General features: G+C 68.9%; 20 protein-coding genes and 1 pseudogene. 13 read left to right on the forward strand and 8 right to left on the reverse strand.

All coding sequences use genetic code 11. The features are described from left to right. Window positions 1–50: 50 nt before the first annotated feature. From ACIBQX_RS34755 to ACIBQX_RS34770, 4 genes are all read left to right on the forward strand, one after another. Window positions 51–1,151 (forward strand): epoxide hydrolase family protein, encoded by a 1,101-nt coding sequence (locus ACIBQX_RS34755; RefSeq protein WP_397012106.1) that lies wholly within the window; start codon window positions 51–53, stop codon window positions 1,149–1,151. A 48-nt stretch (window positions 1,152–1,199) separates the two neighbouring features. Beyond that, window positions 1,200–2,264 (forward strand): helix-turn-helix transcriptional regulator, encoded by a 1,065-nt coding sequence (locus ACIBQX_RS34760; RefSeq protein ID WP_397012108.1) that lies wholly within the window; start codon window positions 1,200–1,202, stop codon window positions 2,262–2,264. Window positions 2,265–2,292: 28 nt separating this feature from the next. Continuing rightward, on the forward strand, window positions 2,293–2,463 hold the full coding sequence (locus ACIBQX_RS34765; RefSeq protein WP_397012110.1) for a hypothetical protein: 171 nt from the start codon (window positions 2,293–2,295) through the stop codon (window positions 2,461–2,463). Between the two features lie 69 nt (window positions 2,464–2,532). Continuing rightward, the gene (locus tag ACIBQX_RS34770; protein ID WP_397012112.1) at window positions 2,533–3,141 is read left to right on the forward strand and encodes a TetR/AcrR family transcriptional regulator; all 609 of its coding nucleotides are present in this window, start codon (window positions 2,533–2,535) and stop codon (window positions 3,139–3,141) included. Window positions 3,142–3,157: 16 nt separating this feature from the next. On the opposite strand, the gene ACIBQX_RS34775 is transcribed toward ACIBQX_RS34770, so the two are convergent. Then, window positions 3,158–4,120, reverse strand: a complete 963-nt coding sequence (locus tag ACIBQX_RS34775) for a quinone oxidoreductase family protein (RefSeq protein WP_397012114.1) — start codon at window positions 4,118–4,120, stop codon at window positions 3,158–3,160. Window positions 4,121–4,418: 298 nt separating this feature from the next. On the opposite strand from ACIBQX_RS34775, the gene ACIBQX_RS34780 reads away from it, so the two are divergent. Further along, a complete protein-coding gene (locus ACIBQX_RS34780; protein ID WP_397012116.1) occupies window positions 4,419–4,586 on the forward strand; it encodes a hypothetical protein in 168 nt (55 codons plus the stop codon). Here the strand turns inward: ACIBQX_RS34780 and ACIBQX_RS34785 are convergent. Together ACIBQX_RS34785 and ACIBQX_RS34790 are read right to left on the reverse strand one after the other, a co-directional pair. Then, the gene (locus ACIBQX_RS34785) at window positions 4,580–5,038 is read right to left on the reverse strand and encodes a hypothetical protein (protein ID WP_397012118.1); all 459 of its coding nucleotides are present in this window, start codon (window positions 5,036–5,038) and stop codon (window positions 4,580–4,582) included. The two genes, ACIBQX_RS34780 and ACIBQX_RS34785, sit on opposite strands and share 7 nt — an antisense overlap. Before the next feature lie 119 nt (window positions 5,039–5,157). Next, complete coding sequence (locus tag ACIBQX_RS34790) at window positions 5,158–7,092, reverse strand: hypothetical protein (RefSeq protein ID WP_397012120.1); 1,935 nt, start codon at window positions 7,090–7,092, stop codon at window positions 5,158–5,160. A gap of 62 nt (window positions 7,093–7,154) precedes the next feature. On the opposite strand from ACIBQX_RS34790, the pseudogene ACIBQX_RS34795 reads away from it, so the two are divergent. Next, window positions 7,155–7,283, forward strand: a pseudogene (locus tag ACIBQX_RS34795) (ATP-binding cassette domain-containing protein); the annotation flags it as partial. A 34-nt stretch (window positions 7,284–7,317) separates the two neighbouring features. Here ACIBQX_RS34795 and ACIBQX_RS34800 read toward each other — a convergent pair. After that, a complete protein-coding gene (locus ACIBQX_RS34800; RefSeq protein WP_397012122.1) occupies window positions 7,318–8,013 on the reverse strand; it encodes an NAD(P)-dependent oxidoreductase in 696 nt (231 codons plus the stop codon). Between the two features lie 186 nt (window positions 8,014–8,199). On the opposite strand from ACIBQX_RS34800, the gene ACIBQX_RS34805 reads away from it, so the two are divergent. The 4 genes from ACIBQX_RS34805 to ACIBQX_RS34820 all read left to right on the forward strand — a co-directional run bounded on the left by ACIBQX_RS34805 (window position 8,200) and on the right by ACIBQX_RS34820 (window position 11,813). Then, window positions 8,200–8,592: a hypothetical protein gene (locus ACIBQX_RS34805; RefSeq protein ID WP_397012124.1), complete on the forward strand. Its 393-nt coding sequence runs from the start codon at window positions 8,200–8,202 to the stop codon at window positions 8,590–8,592. Then, window positions 8,589–9,512, forward strand: coding sequence for an RNA polymerase sigma-70 factor (locus ACIBQX_RS34810; protein ID WP_397012126.1), 924 nt, complete (start codon window positions 8,589–8,591; stop codon window positions 9,510–9,512). Before ACIBQX_RS34805 ends, ACIBQX_RS34810 begins: the two co-directional genes overlap by 4 nt. A gap of 113 nt (window positions 9,513–9,625) precedes the next feature. Continuing rightward, window positions 9,626–10,846: an NAD(P)/FAD-dependent oxidoreductase gene (locus ACIBQX_RS34815; protein WP_397012128.1), complete on the forward strand. Its 1,221-nt coding sequence runs from the start codon at window positions 9,626–9,628 to the stop codon at window positions 10,844–10,846. A gap of 10 nt (window positions 10,847–10,856) precedes the next feature. Next, entirely contained in the window at window positions 10,857–11,813 is a 957-nt protein-coding gene (locus ACIBQX_RS34820) for a sigma-70 family RNA polymerase sigma factor (RefSeq protein ID WP_397012130.1), read from the forward strand. A 44-nt stretch (window positions 11,814–11,857) separates the two neighbouring features. On the opposite strand, the gene ACIBQX_RS34825 is transcribed toward ACIBQX_RS34820, so the two are convergent. Then, window positions 11,858–12,709, reverse strand: a complete 852-nt coding sequence (locus ACIBQX_RS34825; protein ID WP_397012131.1) for an SDR family NAD(P)-dependent oxidoreductase — start codon at window positions 12,707–12,709, stop codon at window positions 11,858–11,860. Window positions 12,710–12,940: 231 nt separating this feature from the next. Between ACIBQX_RS34825 and ACIBQX_RS34830 the strand changes: the two genes are divergently transcribed. Both ACIBQX_RS34830 and ACIBQX_RS34835 read left to right on the forward strand, forming a co-directional pair. After that, window positions 12,941–13,882, forward strand: coding sequence for an RNA polymerase sigma-70 factor (locus ACIBQX_RS34830; RefSeq protein WP_397012132.1), 942 nt, complete (start codon window positions 12,941–12,943; stop codon window positions 13,880–13,882). 102 nt (window positions 13,883–13,984) lie between these two features. Continuing rightward, window positions 13,985–15,208 (forward strand): cytochrome P450, encoded by a 1,224-nt coding sequence (locus ACIBQX_RS34835; protein ID WP_397012133.1) that lies wholly within the window; start codon window positions 13,985–13,987, stop codon window positions 15,206–15,208. Window positions 15,209–15,327: 119 nt separating this feature from the next. Here ACIBQX_RS34835 and ACIBQX_RS34840 read toward each other — a convergent pair whose 3' ends face one another. From ACIBQX_RS34840 to ACIBQX_RS34850, 3 genes are all read right to left on the reverse strand, one after another. Then, entirely contained in the window at window positions 15,328–15,951 is a 624-nt protein-coding gene (locus tag ACIBQX_RS34840) for a TetR/AcrR family transcriptional regulator (protein ID WP_397012134.1), read from the reverse strand. After that, entirely contained in the window at window positions 15,951–16,799 is an 849-nt protein-coding gene (locus ACIBQX_RS34845; RefSeq protein WP_397012136.1) for an oxidoreductase, read from the reverse strand. Before ACIBQX_RS34845 ends, ACIBQX_RS34840 begins: the two co-directional genes overlap by 1 nt. Before the next feature lie 103 nt (window positions 16,800–16,902). Continuing rightward, window positions 16,903–17,817: a helix-turn-helix transcriptional regulator gene (locus ACIBQX_RS34850; protein WP_397012244.1), complete on the reverse strand. Its 915-nt coding sequence runs from the start codon at window positions 17,815–17,817 to the stop codon at window positions 16,903–16,905. Between the two features lie 67 nt (window positions 17,818–17,884). On the opposite strand from ACIBQX_RS34850, the gene ACIBQX_RS34855 reads away from it, so the two are divergent. Continuing rightward, window positions 17,885–18,799, forward strand: a complete 915-nt coding sequence (locus ACIBQX_RS34855) for an SDR family NAD(P)-dependent oxidoreductase (protein ID WP_397012138.1) — start codon at window positions 17,885–17,887, stop codon at window positions 18,797–18,799. Window positions 18,800–18,824 lie beyond the last annotated feature (25 nt).

Raw genomic sequence — 18,824 nt, forward strand, 5'->3', positions numbered from 1 at the left:
GCGTGACCGGCGGACGCGACCTGACCGCGATTCATCCTACGGTCACGCTCATGACCGAGAACACCTCCGTGATCCCCTTCCGTATCGACGTGCCGCAGGCCGAGCTCGACGCTCTCCGGGACCGGCTGGCCCGGACCCGCTGGCCCGCGGAACTGCCCGGGACCGGGTGGAGCCGGGGCACGCCGGTGGCGTACACCAGGGAACTGGTCGAATACTGGCTCACGGGCTTCGACTGGCGGGCGCAGGAGCGCAGGCTGAACGAGCTGCCGCAGTTCACGACCGTCATCGACGAGCAGACCATCCATTTCGTCCACATCCGTTCTGATGATCCCGGCGCGCTGCCGTTGCTGCTCCTGCACGGCTGGCCCGGCTCGTTCGTCGAGTTCCTCGACGTGATCGAGCCGTTGACCAAGGAGTTCCATCTGGTGATCCCCTCGCTTCCCGGGTTCGCGTTCTCGTCGCCGCCGGCCACGCCCGGCTGGACGGCCGCGCGGATGGCCGGGGCGTTCGTCGAGCTCATGGCCGTGCTCGGGTATGAGAGGTACGGCGTTCAGGGCGGCGACACCGGCGCGTTCGTCGCCCCGGAGATGGGCCACCTCGCCCCCGAGCGCGTCGTCGGCATTCACCTCAACGGCGTCCTGTCGTTCCCGGCGGGGATCGAGGAAGAGGACGCGCGGCTGTCCGAGATCGAGCGCCGGCGCTCGGCGGACCTGGAGGAGGCCACCTCCGGCTACGTCTCCATCCAGTCGCGTTCGCCGCAGACGCTCGCGTTCGGCCTGACCGACTCCCCTGCCGGGCAACTGGCCTGGATCGCCGAGATCTTCCACCGGTGGGCCGGGGCTCCCATCGACCGCGACCGGTTCCTGACCAACGTCAGCATCTACTGGCTGACGGGCACCGCGGGCTCCTCGGCCCAGATCTACTACGAGCAGATGAACGACCCGATGGCCTGGGTGCCGAAGCCGCGCGGCACCGTACCCACGGGCGTGCTGCTCGCCGGATCGCATGAGTACGCCATCCGGCCCTACGCGGAGCGCGACCACGCCATCGTGCACTGGTCACAGAAGGACGAAAGCGGTCATTTCTTCGCCATGGAGGAGCCTGAGGTGTTCGCCGAGGACGTGCGGCGGTTCTTCGAGAGCCTCGGATGAGACCTGTCGCGGTCATGTTCTGACCGCGATCGGTGCCAGCATCATCGTGTGTTGGAAACCTCGGCCCGGCTGCTCCGCCTGCTCGCGTTGCTCCAGATCCACCGCGACTGGTCGGGGAAGGAGCTGGCCGAGCGTCTCGGCGTGAGTCCCAGAACCGTTCGGCGCGATGTCGACAAACTGCGCACTCTGGGCTATCCGATCAACGCGATCGGCGGCGTCGGGGGCGGCTACCAGCTGGGCGCCGGCGCGTCCCTGCCCCCTTTGCTGCTCGACGACGAGGAGGCGGTCGCGGTGGCGGTCGGGCTGCGCACGGCGGCCGGCGGCGCGATCACGGGCATCGGCGAGACCTCCGTGCGGGCGCTGGCCAAGCTGGACCAGGTGCTGCCCGCACGGTTGCGCCACCAGGTGGACACGCTCAGCTCGGCCATGGTGATCTTGCCGATGCCCGGTTCGACGGCCGACCCGTCGACGCTGATCGCGATCGCCTCGGCGGTGCGTGACCACCAACGGCTGCGCTTCGACTACGTCTCGCATGACGACTCCGCGAGCGTACGGGATGTGGAACCGTACAGACTGGTACAGAACGGGCGGCGCTGGTATCTCTTCGCCTGGGACACCGGCGCCTCGGACTGGCGGAGGTTCCGGGCCGACAGGTTGTCGACGCGCGTCCCCACCGGCCCCCGGTTCCTCCCGAGGTCGCTGCCCGCCGGGGACCTGGTGGACTACTTCGCCATGCGGACGCCCGCGAACGGCCACCGCTACCGGGCGGTGCTCACCATGCACGGCTCGGCCGCGGAAGTGGCCGAGGAGGTGCCGCCCACGCTCGGGGTGGTCGAACCCGTCGACGACCGTACCTGCATCCTGCGCATCGGCTCGGACAGCCTCGACCACCTCGCGGTGTGGGTCGCCGCGTTCGGCTTCGAGTTCGACGTCCGCGAGCCGCCCGAACTGGTGGACCACCTCCGCACGCTGACCGCCCGCCTGCAGCGGGCCGCGCAGCGGAACGGCTTGGCCTCTCCCCTTTCCGGCCCACCTGAGGAATCCTCACTGGACCGAAGCGAGAAGAGCGGTCTGCTCGGCCATGAACAAGGCCTTGGCCGGCCGCTCGGGTGATCATGCTGGAGACTCAAGCCCCCCGCCGGTGCTGGCCCAGCCGGAGGCCTATATCCAGTTCACCCAAGGCTTGATCGACGAGACGGGCACGGTCACCGTGCCCGCCACCGCCCGGTTCCTGTCCGACTGCATGTCAGCGTTCCATGCACACATCCAGCGCCACCACCTCCGGGACTTCCGCCCTGCCTCCGTCCGGTGAGGGCTGATCGCCATCGGCCGAAGCGCACTAAAGTGGACCGCCAAGTGCAGCAAGGCGGGGAGCGAGGCCATGCAACGTGTGCTGACGCCGAAAGGGCAGGCCACCCGGGCGCGCATCATCGAAGGCGCCGCCGAGATCCTCCGGGAGAAGGGGGTCGCCGACGTCACCTTGGACGACATCCGATCGCGAACCGGCACCAGCAAGAGCCAGCTCTTCCACTACTTTCCCGAAGGCAAGGACGCCTTGCTGCTCGCGGTCGCGCGGTACGAGGCGGACCAGATACTGAACGATCAGCTGCCGCGTCTGGGCCGCCTCGACACCTGGGACGCCTGGTACCGCTGGCGGGACACCCTCGTGGAGCGCTACGAGTCGCAGGGCGACCAGTGCCCGCTGTACTCGCTGTTCTTGCAGGTCGGACGTAACACGCCAGGCGCGCAGGCGGTCGTCATCGAGTTCCTGAGACGATGGCAGGAGAAACTCGCCGGCGGGATCAGGGCATTGCAGCGAAACGGCCTGCTCCCCATGTCCGTCGACGCCGACGAGAGCGCCGCCGCACTGCTCGCCGCCATCCAGGGCGGTGTGTCGATCATGCTGTCCACCGGGGACTCCAGCCATCTGCGTACCGCGATCGACTGGTGGATCACCCGGTTGCGGGCGGCGATCCCCCTGGCCGGTTGATTCTCCGGTCATCCGTTCAGGGCAGCAGCAGCAGTTTCCCCACGGTGCGGCGGGATTCGAGGTCCGTGTGCGCCCGTGCCGCGTCGGCGAGGGCGTAGCGCCCGCCGATCATCGGCCTGAGCAGCCCCTTCCTGACGAAGTCGAACACCTCAGCCGTACGCGCGAGCAGCGCCTCCCGGGTGGGCACATGATCGCGGACGAGTGGATGGGACAGCAGGATGCTGTTGGGCAACTCCGTCGGGGTGAGCGAGGGAACACCCATGAGGGGACCGTAGAAGGCGTGCACACCGTGTCGGCGCAGAACCGCCTGCGACGATCGGAACGTCGGCGCCCCGCCGCCGTCGTACACCACGTGCGCGCCCTCGCCGCCGACCACTTCCCGCACCCGCTCCTCGAAGCCGCCACCGCTGGAGACCATGACCTGATCGGCCCCGGCCTCCTTCGCGACCCGCACCTTCTCCTCCCGCGAGACCAGGCCGACGACGACGCCACCCCTCGCCTTGATCATCTGGGTCAGCATGAGCCCCACGCCACCGGCGGCGGCGTGCACCACCGCCGTGTCACCCGGCCTGATCCGGTAGGTCTCGGTGGTGAGATGGTTGGCGGTGAGCCCCTGCATCATGACCGCCGCCGCCGTCTCGTCCTCCACCTCCTCGGGCACCCGCACCAGCGACTCCGCCGGGATGGCGAGTCGCTCCGCGTAGCTGCCCGGACGGTAATACCAGGCGACCCTGTCACCGACGGCGAAGTCCCGCACGCCGTCACCGAGGGCGGACACGTACCCCATGCCCTCGACCCCCAGGATCGCGGGCATCGCCCAGCCAGGAGCCGGCCCCGTCCGGGCCCCGACATCCAGGTAATTCACCCCGGCGACACCGAGCCGGACGAGCACCTCTCCCGGCCGAGGCACAGGATCGGGCAACTCGGCCCAGCTCATGACCTCGGAACCGCCGTACTCGCTGATACGAATCGCATGCATGGGAAACCCCGGTTTCTCATCGCCATATGTCGCACATCCGGCGCCTGTATTCCGGACGGTCACAAGGTAGTGAGCGAAAAATGGACCAGCAAGTTCAAACGGAATTACGAGACGGCGACTCGTTCAAGGAACCTGTTCCGGATGAGATTCCTTATCAAGTCGTACGCTGATTCGCTGGACGTGGCATGGCTGCCTATCCCCGCTGGAGTAGCGGCCGGGGAAGTCCTCGGGCACCATGGATCGTCCTTAGGGAAAAACGAAGGCGTGACCCGCTCCGAATTCGTCGTCCCCGCACGCCATGATCGGCATTGCTTGCCCACCTACACAGGCGATCATCTCCCACGAGCTGATCTGGGAGATCACCGAACAGCTCATCGCACGCGGAGCCTGCACTCGCGTGCCCCAAGGCGAAGATCTGACCGGCCTGCTGTTCCTCCTGACGTCTGAAGTCGATCTGGTTCAGTGATCTTTGAGCCAAGATTCCAGGACATTCAGCTCGCGCGATGGAAAGGCTTGGCCTCCCCACTGCCGGGCGTACTCCTCCTCGCCCATCTCGGACAGCAGCCGCCTCACTGACCGGACCACCGCCCTCACAAGCGGACCCACCTCGCACAGGAGTGCGAAGACCTCCCGCCCCGCCTCGTCCGGCTCCGGCCTCATCCTGTCTATGAACGTAAGAATGCGCAGCCGTACCGCACCGCCCTCATGTGCGAATACCCATCGATACTCGGTGGGCTCGTCATCCCAGGAGAAGCGGAAGTCATCCCCCTGAGTGATCCGCACCAGGCCGTACAGGAGATCCCGGAGAGCATCCGTCACATAGGACACGACCATCCTGGCTTCACGATTCTCGTGAACAATGGTGACGACAGCCCATCCATGCTTTGGCACTCCGTAGGAGAACTCGATTCTCGACATGGCGGTCATCGTCTCACCCCGGGAATCAAGTCACCCTGCGTTGAAGGCGGTTCCGTACGACCGGGTGCGGAGTCTTACGCCTCACGACCTGCCCCCACGAATAGTCAGTCCCGACGAGCTCACTGCTTCAGCTTGAGCCTCTTCCTCGACGTACCCGGGAACACGACGACCAGGTGCTCCTCCCCTGCGTCGCCGACCCGCACGTAGACACGGAGCCGGTAGCGGCCCTTCCCCCTGATCGCCAGGTTCGGCATCGGGGCACCCGCGCCCACGTCTCCGCCCTCGCCCTTCTCCGGCACGGTGAGCCGGCCGCTGCGGCTGACGATCGGCACCTCGGTGACCTGATCCCACCCGGCCGTCCGCCGTGGCGGCGCGGTGCGGAAGGCCTTCACCGTAAGGCACACGTCGGAGACGTCTTCAAGGTGCCCGACGAGCACCGCGCTGCCGGCCACCCCGACGAGGGCGCGGTCGTCGTAGAGCTTGTCGATCGCCTGCTCCGCCGCCTTGTCGGCCGCTTCGTCCCTGGGGTCGTGGACCAGATAGCCATGATCGCCGTCGACGAACAGGAAGTAGTTGGCCGTCGCCTGGACGACACCCTTCTTGCGGGGCCACGGGTCGCGGCACCTCGCGTTCTGCTCGGCGATGTAGGCGGCGTTCGCCTCCTTCGTCTCCCTGGAGGACCGCAGCAGTTCCGGACGGGTCGCCCCGATGATCTCCGGGCAGACGTAGACGAGATCCCACGGGTCCGCGCCCCAGGCGGGCCGCGCGCTCCCGGCCCGCGTCAGGATCGCCTCCTGCTCGTCGCGGTCCTTTGCCCGGCACAGCGCCCGCCCGTACGCGAGGACCTCCTGGTCCGCCAGGCTGTCCGGGAACATGGGCGCGACTCCGGCCTCTGTGCTCCGCGCCCGGCACAGGAACGCGGCGTCGCGTTCCGCAGGTTTCAGGTCGCCGAAGCTGGGCCGGTCGTAGCAGTCCATCGACCAGCCGGTGTAGGTGAGGTGCGCGGTCCGCTCCGGGGGGATCAGTGCGATGATCGGCAGTACGACCACGGCCGCCACCGCGACGCGGAGCACGCGCCGCCGCGCGGGCGGAAGGTCCACCGGGCGGTTCTCGGTGGGCATTTCCCGGGCGGTCGCCGCGAGCCACACGGTGCTGACGAGCCCCAGCGCGTCCATCATGACCAGCATCGCCAGATGGCCGTCGCTGAAGATCCGCACGAAGAGAAAACTGAACGCGATCGCCAGCACGTAGACGCCCACCGACAACCACCCGGCTGCCTGCGTGCCCCGGCTCCACCGGCCGTCGCGCCGCTGCCCGACGACCGTGATGATGATCGCCGTCACCCCGCTCAGTAGCAGAACCAGTACGAAGATGTCGCCCGATCCGAACTCTGGTAGGTCGAGTTCGTCGAGCAGTTCGTTGGCCGTCCCGGCCAGGTCGACCGCGAATATCACGGCGGCCGCCACACGCAGCATGCGGGACCGCCAGCGGATGACGAGCAGATAGAGGACGTAGACCGCGGTCCACAGCGCGAGCTGGAATGCCGCGTCCACCACGTCGGGAAGCAACGCGATCGGGTACCACAGCATGGCGTACACCACCGCCAGGTACAGCAGCCGGCGCAGCGCCTTCTCTCCGCGGTCCAGCGGTCCAGGCGCGGGGGCACGCAGGATCAGCCACAGGAGCGCGGCCTTCACCAGGGCGGCCACGAGCAGCGCACCGGTCGTCAGAGTGTCGAACCCGCCGCGCTCGTAGAGCCCCGCATAGGCCGGCGGCGACCATTCGACGGCCACCCAGAGCCAGGCGTCGCCGAGCGCCAGGCCCGCGACCGCCGCCGCAAGAATCAGACCTGCTAATCCAATTCTTATAACCCGCCAGAAACCATCCGAAAGCACGGGACGTGATCTTAGCGCGGCACCACCCCACAGGCGCACCCAGCGGAACAAGCGGTTCCACTCCGTTATTGTTTTCGACGCGATGCTTGTTTCAATGATGGTGAGGCGCTGGGGGCCCAGCATTTCGCAGGCGACGTAAACGCTGTCATGCGGAGCCACGACAGGAAGAGCTCTCGTTTTCAGTAACACACCAGGCCCAAGCTTTTGCTGCGATAACGCCGTGGCCGACGATGTCCCAGGGCGAGCGAGGGCGCGCATTGATCGCTCGGTCACTGCTGCCCGATCCTCCGCTGCTTCTGTTGGACGAGCCGTCGACCGGCTTGGACGTCGCGGCCCGCGAGCGGTTCCTCGCGGCTGAGTGCTTGTCCCAGGGTCAGGCGCGCGTCAGTTCTTGGCGAGTGCTTCGCGGCGGATCCACTGGAGCAAGGTGGGATTGTCGACGGTGGTGATGACGCCCACGGTGGCGCCGACGTAGCGGTCGCCGTCCAGCAGGGCCAGCATGCTCGCGGCCAGGTCCGCACGGGCGGTGAACCTGCCGTCGGCGTGGCCCTTCACAAGGGTGTAGTCGGTGACCGACGGCAGGTGGTAGAGCCCGCTCGGGCGCACGATCGTCCAGTCCAGATCGCCGGCGCGGACCAGCGTTTCCATCCGCCGCATGTCGTCGTACAACGTCTTACCGAGCACCCGCGTCACGTATGGCAGGAATAGCCGGTTGAACAGGAAACCGCCGTCGGAGTACGGGTGCGGCTCCACCCCGCTTGAGCTGACCACGGCGAGCCGACGCACCCGATGCCGTTTCATCGCGGCGACGATATTGGCCACACCCTGCGAATAGGTGCTGATCGGTTCCTTCCCAGCGGGTACCCCGAGCGTCGACAGCACCGCGTCCCGATCCGCCACGGCGGCGTCGACGGCCACCGGATCGAGCACGTCAGCCCCGACCACCGCGAGCCGATCATGGCGCAGTGGAAACGAGTCCGGCCGCCGGGTGACCGCGGCGACCTGATGTCCGGCGGCGAGTGCCTGGTCGGTGAGCAGGCGGCCGGTGGGGCCGTTGGCTCCGAAGACTGCGATACGCATGACGACGGTCCTTCTCTGGTTATGTCCGAGTTTCCGGTTCCTGTCCCCCGAAACGAGACAGCCCGGCCGTTCTGTGACATCCGGGCTGCGGTCGAAGATTCAGTGCAGCCCCGCCTCCCCTGTCACAGGCGGCCGGGCTGTCTCGTCTCGGGAGGGGGAGACGCTTACACCAGGAAGGTGATGATCATGTGGGTGTTCGTAGCCGGGGTGTTGGGGCGGCGTCTGGTGCCGCAGTTGGTCGCCCGTGGCCACCAGGTGACGACGACGACCAGCACGGCCAAGCTGGGCCTGCTGGAGCGGATGGGCACCGACGGGACGGACCACCTGCTGGCCGTGGCCGAGGCGGTCGGCGTAGTCCACTTCGTCGCGCAGAGCTACGCCGCCTGGCACGGCATCCGTAAGGGCGGATGGGTGAAGACCGAGCAGGACCCGCTGCTGGCCCGGCCGCTGGCGGGGGAAACGGCGGTGACGATGATGACCGGGGGGCGCGGTTTCTCCAACGCCAAGGCCAAGCGGGAGCTCGGCTGGAAGCTGCGTTATCCCTCTTGGCGCGAGGGCTTCAAGGAGGAGTCGGCGTGAGCAGGGCCGAGGAGTTTCAGGAGCTGCGGCCTCTGCTGTTCTCGATCGCCTACCGGATCCTGGGCAGTGTGAGCGAGGCCGAGGACGCGGTCCAGGAGACCTGGCTGCGCTACGAGGCCACCCCGGCACAACCCGCCTCGGCCAAGGCGTTCCTGTCGGCCGTGGTGAGCCGGATCTCGATCGATGTGCTGCGGTCGGCCCGCGTCCGGCGGGAGGAATACGTCGGGCAGTGGTTCCCGGAGCCGCTGCTCACCGACCCTTATGCGGACCCGGCGCGGTCGGCGGAGCTGGCCGACTCGGTGTCGATGGCGGCCCTGTTGCTGCTTGAGCGGCTGAGCCCGCTGGAGCGGGCGGTCTTCGTGCTGCGCGAGGTGTTCGGGTTCGGCTTCGGTGAGGTCGCCTCGGCGGTGGGGCGCTCGGAGGCGGCGTGCCGCCAGCTCTCGGTACGGGCGCGCCGCCACATGGACGCGGGCCGGCCCCGGTTCGAGGCCGACCGCGAAGAGCGCCAACAGCTCGCCGAACGGTTCTTCGACGCCTTCAGGGAAGGAGAGGTCGACGGGCTGCGGAAGCTGCTCGCCGCCGACGTTCGCCTGATCGGCGACAGCGGCGGCAAGGCCCCGCTCTGGAGGCCCGTCTTCCTCGGCGCCGAGGACGTGGCCGGGGTGCTCGCCACGCTCGTCTCGCTGTTCGTCAGGGCCGGCGCCGTCGTGGAGCCGCGCGAGGTGAACGGCCAGCCGGGCGCGATCTTCCGCGACCGGGACGGCAGGGTCCTCAACACCTTGGCGCTCGACATCCTCGACGGACAGATCCAGACGATCCGAACGGTGATCAACCCGGACAAGCTCCGGCACCTGGGCCCGGTCGGGGACGCCTGGGCGGTCATCCGCGAGGCGAACCAGGCCCGCCGGCCCACGAATTGACCAGAACCGGCGCTCCTGCCGCTCTGTGAGCCATGCCACATGCAGTTTCTGTCAGCAATCGGGGCGCCGTTCCGCTCAACTCACAGAAGCCAGCGAACCGACAGGAGCAGCACATGAAGCATCGCATCGTCGTCCTCGGCGCCGGCTATGCCGGGGCCTACGTGGCCGGGAACCTGGCCCGCCGGCTGTCCCCGGCGGACACCGAGATCACCGTGGTCAACGCCGAGCCGGACTTCGTCGAGCGGCTACGGCTGCACCAGCTGGCGGCCGGCCAGGAGATCGAGATTCAAAAGCTCGCCGACGTCTTCGCGGGCACGGGGATACGGCTGCGCCTGGCCCGTGTGACCGCCGTCGACCCTGAACGCCAGGCCGTCGCCGTGGCCGACGCCGACGGCGGTGGCGAGCTCGCCTACGACACGCTCGTGTACGCGCTGGGCAGCCACGGCGCCGACCGCGGCGTCCCCGGCGTGGCCGAGCACGCCTTCGACATCGCCGCCCGGCCCTCGGCGCTGCGCCTGCGCGAGCGCCTCGACAGCCTGGACAGGCGGGGCGAAGGCGGGAACGTGCTGGTCGTCGGCGACGGGTTGACCGGCATCGAGACCGCCACCGAGATCGCCGAATCCCGGCCCGGCCTGTCGGTGGCGCTGGCCGCCCGCGGCGAGCTGGGCGCCCAGCTCGCCGCCGGAGCCCGCAGCCACCTGCGTCAGGCCTGCGACCGGCTGGGCGTCACCGTCCTGGAGCACACCAGCGTCGAAGCCGTCGAAGCGACGCGGGTGCTGTGCGCCGACGGCACCTCCCTGGCGTCCGACGCGACCGTGTGGACGGCCGGGTTCGCGGTCGATCCCATCGCCGCCGCCGGCGGGCTGGAGGTCGCCGAGAACGGTCAGATCATCGTCGATCGCACCATGCGGTCGGTCTCGCACCCGAACGTCTACGCCGCCGGCGACAGCGCCCACGCCATCGGCGACACCGGCCTGCCGCTGCCGATGTCCTGCGCTTCGGCCGGCTTCACCGGCGGGCAGGCGATCCACGCGATCGTGGGACGCCTGACCGGCCGCAAGATCGTGAACACCAAGCTGGTCTACTCCTACAACCACATCAGCCTCGGGCGGCGGGACGGGATCCTGCAGATGGTCGACGACGAAGGGCAAGCGAAGCCGACGTACATGGGCGGCCGGAAGGTCGCGCGGATCAAGTCCGGCATCCTCAAGACCTCTCTGTGGGCGACCTCGCACCCGACCTTCGGCCTGCCCAAGCGCAAGCTCCGCCTGGCCGCGGGCTGCCTCGACGTGCCGGATGCCGCCCGCCGAGAAGGCGCTCGCGTACCCGCCTAGGGTGATTTGCGTGGAAAGCACCGCCGCTGAGCGCTTCGACACCAGTCGGTTCGAGGCCAGCCGGAACCGGCTGGCCTCGCTGGCGTACCGGCTCCTGGGCTCCGCCGCCGACGCCGAAGACGCCGTTCAGGATGCGTTCCTGCACTGGCAGGCCGCCGACCGCCAGCGGATCAAGGTGCCGGAAGCATGGCTGACCAAGGTCGTCACCAACCTGTGCCTCGACCGGCTCCGCTCGGCACACGCCCGGCGCGAACGCACCGTCGGCGCCTGGCTGCCCGAACCGCTCCTCGACGGCGACCCGATGCTCGGCCCGGCCGACACTGTCGAGCAGCGCGAATCGGTCTCCCTGGCCGTGCTGACGCTCATGGAGCGCCTGTCACCCTTCGAGCGGGCCGTCTACCTCCTGCGCGAGGCCTTCTCCTACAGCCACGCCGAGATCGCCGAGATCCTCGACATCACCGAATCCGCAAGTCAGCAGCACCTCCACCGGGCCAGGCGCCGCATCACCGCCGCGCACCGCCGCGGCGGGGAAGTCGACCCGGCAGCCGCCCGCAGGATCGTCGAGGAGTTCCTCGCCGCCGTCTCCTCGGGCCGCACCGAACGGCTGGTCGCGCTGCTCACCGACGACGCCACCGCGATCTCCGACGGCGCCGGCCTGACCGAAAAGCTGCTGCGGTACGACACTCCGCAGCGTATCGCCGCCGTCGCACGGGCCGGCTTGACACCCACCCCCGCGAAACGGCGCTTCGCCGGCGGCACGCCCGCCATCCACTACGCGCTCGTCAACGGCGCCCCCGCCCTCCTGTTCGTGCTGGGCGACGACCGGGTCATCGGCGCCGTGGCGTTCGACCTCGCCAACGGCAAGATCGCGACCGTGCGCGGCATCGCCGCCCCCACCCGTCTCGCCCGACTCAACGAAGCCTGGCGGCAGCACGAACCGGACACACCGCTCATCGCCCAGTGGTGACCCGACACCGCCCGCGGCCCGGCGCGGTGCGGACCACCGGAGGGTCAGCGACCTTCTTGATCGAGCTTGCCGTGAGCCTCCACCGAAAGGTCCTGCCAGTCGGCCCAGGTCTTCAGCCGCTCGGCGTAGACCTGCTGGAGCAGCGGGTAGAAGCCCTGGCCGAACAGCACCCTCAGGGGAGGGCTGTCGGAGTCGACGATCTTGAGGAGTGCCTGGGCCGCGGCGGCCGGGTCGCCGGCGGGCTGCCTTCCCGCGAACTGGGCGATGCGCTGACGGAGGCCGTCGTAGACCGGGTCGGCCTCGGCCATGTGGCCGTTGTCGAGGGGATCCGGGTTCTTGCCGGATCTGGTGGCGAAGCCGCCGGGCTCGACCACGGTCACCTTGATGCCGAAGTCGGCGACCTCTTGGGCGAGGGAGTCGTTCAGGGCTTCCAGGGCCCACTTGGAGACGTGGTAAGCGCCGCCGAGCGGCATGGCGATGAGCCCGGCCGCCGAGGAGAGCTGGATGATGTGCCCGGCGCCCTGCTCACGCAGGTAGGGCAGGGCGGCCTGAATCACCCACACCGCACCGTACAGGTTGGTCTCCAGCTGGTCGCGCAGGTGCTGTTCGGTCAGCTCCTCGATCGCGCCCAGCTGGGCGTAGCCCGCGTTGTTCACGATGACGTCCAGACGGCCGAAGTGTTCCTTGGCCCGCTGCACGCTCTCGAAGACGACGGCCTTGTCGGTCACGTCCATCTCCAGCGGGAGCACCGCGTCGCCAAAGGCGGCGACCAGCTCGTCGAGGCTTCCGATGTTCCGGGCGGTCGCGGCCACCTTGTCACCGCGAGACAGCGCCGCCTCGACGAAGTCGCGGCCCAGGCCGCGGGACGAACCGGTGACGAACCAAACCTTGCTCATGATTGTTTCCGTTCTTTCTGTACGGGCGGCTGCGGCGCGGTCACTCGTGGCGTTGTGTGCCATGCGGATCGTTCGCGCTGCGTTCTGACGAACATGAGGCGTCGGCGACCCGATCCCTGTGACAGTGCGGTCTTGTGACGTACGCCACCGGTCACGGGTGTCACACAGCGGCGAGGGCCGGCGTCTTGTGCATGGAGCAGGAGTTGAGAGCCAACAGGCAGGAGCCGGGCCATGAACGAACGCAGCGAGCCGACGACGGGCGCGGCCGAGCCCCTCGCCGGTGGCGATCGGGTGGACTCGGCCACCGAGGCGTTCGTCGCCCACCGCAACCTGCTCTTCACCGTCGCCTACGAGATGCTCGGATCGGCGGCCGACGCCGAAGACGTTCTCCAGGAAACCTGGCTGCGGTGGATGAAGGTCGACATGGGGCAGGTACGCGACCAGCGCGCCTACCTGGTCCGGATCACGACCCGGCGCTCGCTCGACCGGCTGCGCACCATGAGGCGCCGCAAGGAGGCGTACATCGGCTCCTGGCTGCCCGAGCCGCTGCTCACCGCGCCGGACGTGGCCGAGGACGTCGAGCTCGCCGAGAGCGTGTCGATGGCGCTCATGCTCGTCCTGGAGATGCTGTCGCCGACCGAGCGGGCTGTCTTCGTGCTGCGCGAAGCCTTCACCGTCAGCTACGACGAGATCGCGTCCGCCGTCGGCAAGAGCCCCGCGGCCGTCCGCCAGATCGCGCACCGCGCCCGCCGGCACGTCGATGCCCGCCGCCCTCGCGAGGTGGTCTCCCCGAGCCAGGCGCGGGCGGCCCTGGAGTCGTTCCAGCGCGCGCTCGAAGCCAGGGACCTGCAGGGCCTCCTTGACGTGCTCGCCCCCGAGATCGTCCTGGTGAGCGACGGCGGCGGCGTCAAGCGGGCCGCGCCGCGGCCGATCACCGGCGCCGACAAGGTGGCTCGCTTCATCGTCGCCGGCCTGGGCAAGGCCGAAGTCGCGCTCACCGGTGAGTCCACCGTGGTCAACGGCAACCCGGCACTCCTCGTCCGCGTGGACGGCGAGATCGACGGCGTCATAGCGATCGATGTAGAGGGCGCCCGCATCACCGGCCTCTACTACGTCCGCAACCCGGCGAAGCTGACCCGCATCGCCGCCGAGAATCCGCTCACCCTGCGGTGAACACCGGCGCCGAGCCGGCCCGCAGCCTCGGCGTCGATCATGCTCCCGACGCCGCCGACGAACACGACCAACTCCGCCAGATCCATTACCAGGAGATCATTCATGACGAAGAACGTCGCCGACGAACTCGCCGGTCTGGAACTGCCGGTCGAGCGGGGCTGCCCGTTCGCCCCGCCCCCCGCCTACGAGCGACTGCGCGAGCAGGCGCCGATCAACAAGATCCGCCTGACCAGCGGTGGCGAGGCGTGGTGGGTGTCCGGGCATGAGGAGGCCCGTGCCGTTCTCGCCGACGGCCGCTTCTCCTCCGACAAGCGCAAGGACGGCTTCCCTCTCTACACCCTCGACGCGGCGACCCTGCGGCAGTTCCGCAGCCAGCCGCCGTTGATGCTCGGCATGGACGGCGCGGAACACGCCGCGGCCCGCCGCCCGGTGATCAGCGAGTTCACCGTGAAACGACTGGCCGCGCTGCGCCCGCGGATCCAGGACATCGTCGACCACTTCATCGACGACCTGCTCGCCGCCGACCAACGGCCGGTCGACCTGGTGCAGGCGCTGTCCCTGCCGGTGCCCTCCCTGGTGATCTGCGAACTGCTCGGCGTCCCCTACACCGACCACGACTTCTTCCAGAGCCGCACCACCATGATGGTGAGCCGGAACTCGATGGAAGACCGCCTGCGAGCCCTCGCCGAGCTGCGCGCCTTCATCGACGACCTGATCACCCGCAAGGAGTCCGAGCCCGGCGACGACCTGTTCGGCCGGCAGATCGCCCGGCAGCGCCAGGAGGGCACCGTCGACCACGAGGGCCTGGTGAGCCTGGCCTTCCTGCTGCTGACCGCCGGCCACGAGACCACCGCCAACATGATCTCGCTCGGCGTGGTCGGGCTGCTCTCCCATCCGGAACAACTCGCCCTGATCACGGCCGACCCGAGCCGGACGCCCATGGCCGTGGAGGAACTGCTGCGCTACTTCACCATCGCCGACGGGGTCACCTCCCGGGTGGCCACCGAAGACGTGGAGATCGGCGGGGTGAGCATCAAGGCCCGCGAGGGCGTCATCGTCTCGATGCTGTCGGCCAACTGGGACCCGGCGGTGTTCAGGGATCCGGCCGAGCTGGACATCGAGCGCGGGGCCCGCCACCACGTCGCCTTCGGGTTCGGCCCGCACCAGTGCCTCGGCCAGAACCTGGCCCGGATGGAACTGCAGATCGTCTTCGACACGCTGTTCCGCCGCATCCCCACCCTGCGGCTCGCCGCACCGGCCGAGGACCTGCCGTTCAAGAACGACGCCGTCATCTACGGCGTTCACGAACTCCCGGTCACCTGGTGAGCAGGGCACCTGTCCACCCTGCCGGTGTAAGCCCTTCGCACCGGTCGGAGGCAACTCACCGAACCGGGCCCCTCAAGGCGCCGACGATCGCCTCCTGTTCCCCCGGCTCCAGGTCTCCTTCACCGGTTCCCTTGCGTCAGGCCGGCGCTGGTGAGCCAGATGTGTTCGCAGGTCGAAGAGGCCTTTTGCAGCTTCTCGCGGGACTCTTGCGAGGCGTGGTAGAAGGTCCGCTCGATCATCCAGCACAGGGCGCGTGCCATCGCTGACGCCTGGTCTGGTTCGGTGCCGGCCTGAACGCCGGCTCGTTCCAGGACAGCCGTGATGGCCTTGGTGAACAGGTCAGCTGTACGGCTCCACAGCTCGCCGATCTCCGGCACGGTCAACGACAGGTCGATCGCCGTGCGCATGACCAGGCCGTGCTCGTTCCACAGCTCGACCGTGCGCTGCATGGCCGCTGTGATGGCCTGGCGCGGCTCGTCGGTCTCCGCGGTGGCGCGGGACCGTTCCCACAGGTGCTCAACGGTCCGGGCCACGAGTGCCGTGACCACTTCTTGCTTGGAGCCGAAGTAGAAGTACAGGGCGCCGCGGGTGATGCCGGCGCCCTGGGCGATGTCGCCGACGGTCATGGCGTCGTAGCCCTTCTGCGCCAGCAGGGCTTCGCAGGTGTCCAGGATGGCCCGCTCCCGGACGTCGCCCTTGCGTTCGGTGGTGCGTCGGCTGCGCGCGGGGTGGTGGCCGGGCATCAGAGCTGAGCGCCCTCGGCGAAGTCGGTCGTACGGGAGAGCGTCTCCCATGCGCGGATGTCCTCGTCCACGGCCGTGCGCGCGGCGGTGACCAGTCGCAGCGCGTCCGAGCCCAGGACGAGATGGGACGGCGGCCGGTCGACCGACGCGATGTGCACAACGGCGTCCCCGGCCTTGGCCGGATTGCCCAGCTGGTTCCCGCTGGCCTTCTGCCGCTTTTCACGAATGGGGATGAACAGCTCGTCGTAGTCGTCGATGGACCGCGTGGCGCGAGTCATGGATCGTCCGGCCCAGTCGGTGCGGAAGGAGCCGGGCTCGATCGCCGTCACGTGGATCCCGAACTGCGCGACCTCCTTGCCCAGTGCCTCAAGAATGCCTTCCAGGGCGAACTTGCTGCCGCAATAGGCGGACATGCCGGGCACGGCCATGAGCCCGCCCATGGAGGTGACGGCCATCAGGTGCCCGCGTCGGCGCCGGCGCATGTGGGGCAGTGCCGCCTGCAGAGTGGCCACGGCCCCGAAGACGTTGACCTCGAACTGCCGCCGCACCTCGGCCAGCGGGGTCTCCTCGAAGGTGCCCTCCAGGCCGTAACCGGCGTTGGCGACGACGACATCCAGAGGGCCGACGCTCTGCTCCACCTCCGCGACCACCCTTGAGACGGCGTCGTCGTCGGTCACATCCAGGATGCGGCCGTGAGCGTACCCGGGTCCGAGCCCTTCGAAGGCCCGCAGGTCCTCCTCCGAGCGGACCGTTCCGACGACGGTGTGCCCGGCGGCCAGGGCGGCCTGGGCGAAGGCACGCCCAAGGCCTGTACTGACGCCGGTGATGAGCCACTTCTGCTTCCGCATTACTCCTCCAGAGAGGACTCGAATGGGGCTGAACCGCCCCCTAGCTCAAATTCTACACGACGTCGATTTTTATCATCATCGTGTAGATTCTGGCGGACGCCTGTCACCCAGTGCCTGCGGGGGCATAGAGCATGACCCAGTGGTCCCTTTCGGGGTCGTGCAGCACTTCGATGTCGAAGTCCAGCCACCCCCGGGTCCGGTGATGCACGCGTTTCGCCGCGGACCGTAGCGCTCCGACCTCGTCTCGCTTCCAGTAGCTCCGGAAGGCGGCACTCGTCGCCGACAGCTCCTCAAGCAGGGACTGAAGGTACTCGTCGGCCGGATATCGGCCCAGCGCCGAGCGGAGTTCGGCCGTGGCCACCCGGGCAAGCTGGTCGGCCCCTTCATCGCCGAGGACCTCGCACAGCGCGGTAGCGGTGAAGGATTGATGGACGATGTTGCGCCCGTACCGCCCACTGTCCGGGAGCGGCCCGAGGAGGTCCGCGGCGGCGGCGTTGCGTGCCAGCAGGTCCAGGCGCCCGTCGTGAACGGTGACCGGCATGGTGTCCTCAAGGCTGCGCAGCAGTCGCAGGAGTCCTGGCCGGATCTCGGTGCCGGGCGCGTGAATCTCGGGGGGCAGTTCACCGGCCAGCCGATACAGGTGATCTCGCTCGGCGCCCGAGAGCTCGAACGCTCGGGCCAGCGCCGCAAGGATCTCGCGCGACGGACGCGGCGCCCGGCCTTGCTCAAGGCGGGTGTAGTAGTCGACGGAGATCCCGGCGATCTCGGACAGTTCCTGGCGCCGCAGCCCCGGAACCCTCCGGTGTGACGTCCGCCCGTCGCCCGGGCGATCCGGGGGCGTCATCGCAGCTCGCCGACGACGCAGAAACCCGCCGAAGTCCACCCGATCATTTTTCGGCACAGTGCCATTGTGCCGTCCGCCGCCGGCTGTGGAGCTCACGTGCCTGGTCCTGCCGGTACCAGGCTCGACGAGGTCTTCCTCACCTACGTCAGGTCCCGCAGAGTCGTCGAGGACCACGAGGCAGAGCGCCGCCCGGACCGACCACCTAGCGGTCCTCGCGCCTGCACCCCACCTGGAGTCAGCAATGAGCGCAGCCACCCGGACCGTCGTCATGACCGGCGCCACCCGAGGCATCGGTCTCGAAGCAGCGCAGGACGTACTTCGCCGCAGCCCCGAGACCCATCTGGTGATCCTCGCGCGAGGAGCCTCCGGCACCAGGGCGCTGCCTCGCCTGCGAGAGGCCTCCCCGTACGTTTCGCTGATCGACACGGATCTCGCCGGCAAGGCGAGCGTCGAAGCGGCCGCCGCACAGGTGGAGGACCTTCTCGACGCGGGAGACCTTCCCCCGCTGCGAAGCATCGTCTGCAACGCCGGCGTCCACCTCTCCAACGCCCTCACCACGAGCGTCGACGGATACGAGCTGACCTTCGCGGTCAACGTCATCGCGACCCACCTGCTACTCAGGCGGCTGCACCCCCACCTCCAGAGTCCGGCGCGCGTCGTCGTCACGGTCAGCGACGCCCACTTCGGCGACCTCCGGCATACGGGCGGCACGATGCCGGCGCCACACTGGGCAGGCCCGGAAACCCTCTCCAGGCCGGGCGCGTTCGACCGCCCGGCACGCATCAGGGCAGGCCGCCGTGCGTACACCACGAGCAAGCTGGGCGGCATCCATCTGGTCCACGAGTGGGCCCGTCGCCTGCCCGACGGCATCGACATCGTCTCCTACAACCCGAGCCTGGTGTCGGGCACCGGTCTCGCGCGGGACGCCGGACGGAGGCTTCGGTTCACGATGAAATGGATCGTCCCGCTGTTCCTGGCCACACCACTCGTCGACACCCCGCGGGTCGCAGGCCGCAAGCTCGCTGACACCATCCTCGGCCTCACACCCGCCCCCACCGGGGCCTACATCCACCGCACCCGGGCCGCAAGGTCGTCTGCCGAGTCCTACGACGCCGAACGCGAGAGGCTTTTGTGGGACTGGCTGGAACAGGTGTAGCGCGGGTACGCACCCCCGGCGGGCC

The organism is Nonomuraea sp. NPDC049714 (assembly GCF_044465295.1).
Lineage (GTDB): Bacteria > Actinomycetota > Actinomycetes > Streptosporangiales > Streptosporangiaceae > Nonomuraea.

Coding starts and splice junctions, on each gene's coding strand:
- ACIBQX_RS34755 (WP_397012106.1), top strand. CDS start 51: ATGACCGAGAACACCTCCGTGATCCCCTTCCGTATCGACGTGCCGCAG.
- ACIBQX_RS34770 (WP_397012112.1), top strand. CDS start 2,533: ATGCAACGTGTGCTGACGCCGAAAGGGCAGGCCACCCGGGCGCGCATC.
- ACIBQX_RS34775 (WP_397012114.1), bottom strand. CDS start 4,120: ATGCATGCGATTCGTATCAGCGAGTACGGCGGTTCCGAGGTCATGAGC.
- ACIBQX_RS34780 (WP_397012116.1), top strand. CDS start 4,419: ATGATCGGCATTGCTTGCCCACCTACACAGGCGATCATCTCCCACGAG.
- ACIBQX_RS34785 (WP_397012118.1), bottom strand. CDS start 5,038: ATGTCGAGAATCGAGTTCTCCTACGGAGTGCCAAAGCATGGATGGGCT.
- ACIBQX_RS34800 (WP_397012122.1), bottom strand. CDS start 8,013: ATGCGTATCGCAGTCTTCGGAGCCAACGGCCCCACCGGCCGCCTGCTC.
- ACIBQX_RS34805 (WP_397012124.1), top strand. CDS start 8,200: ATGTGGGTGTTCGTAGCCGGGGTGTTGGGGCGGCGTCTGGTGCCGCAG.
- ACIBQX_RS34815 (WP_397012128.1), top strand. CDS start 9,626: ATGAAGCATCGCATCGTCGTCCTCGGCGCCGGCTATGCCGGGGCCTAC.
- ACIBQX_RS34825 (WP_397012131.1), bottom strand. CDS start 12,709: ATGAGCAAGGTTTGGTTCGTCACCGGTTCGTCCCGCGGCCTGGGCCGC.
- ACIBQX_RS34830 (WP_397012132.1), top strand. CDS start 12,941: ATGAACGAACGCAGCGAGCCGACGACGGGCGCGGCCGAGCCCCTCGCC.
- ACIBQX_RS34835 (WP_397012133.1), top strand. CDS start 13,985: ATGACGAAGAACGTCGCCGACGAACTCGCCGGTCTGGAACTGCCGGTC.
- ACIBQX_RS34840 (WP_397012134.1), bottom strand. CDS start 15,951: ATGCCCGGCCACCACCCCGCGCGCAGCCGACGCACCACCGAACGCAAG.
- ACIBQX_RS34845 (WP_397012136.1), bottom strand. CDS start 16,799: ATGCGGAAGCAGAAGTGGCTCATCACCGGCGTCAGTACAGGCCTTGGG.
- ACIBQX_RS34855 (WP_397012138.1), top strand. CDS start 17,885: ATGAGCGCAGCCACCCGGACCGTCGTCATGACCGGCGCCACCCGAGGC.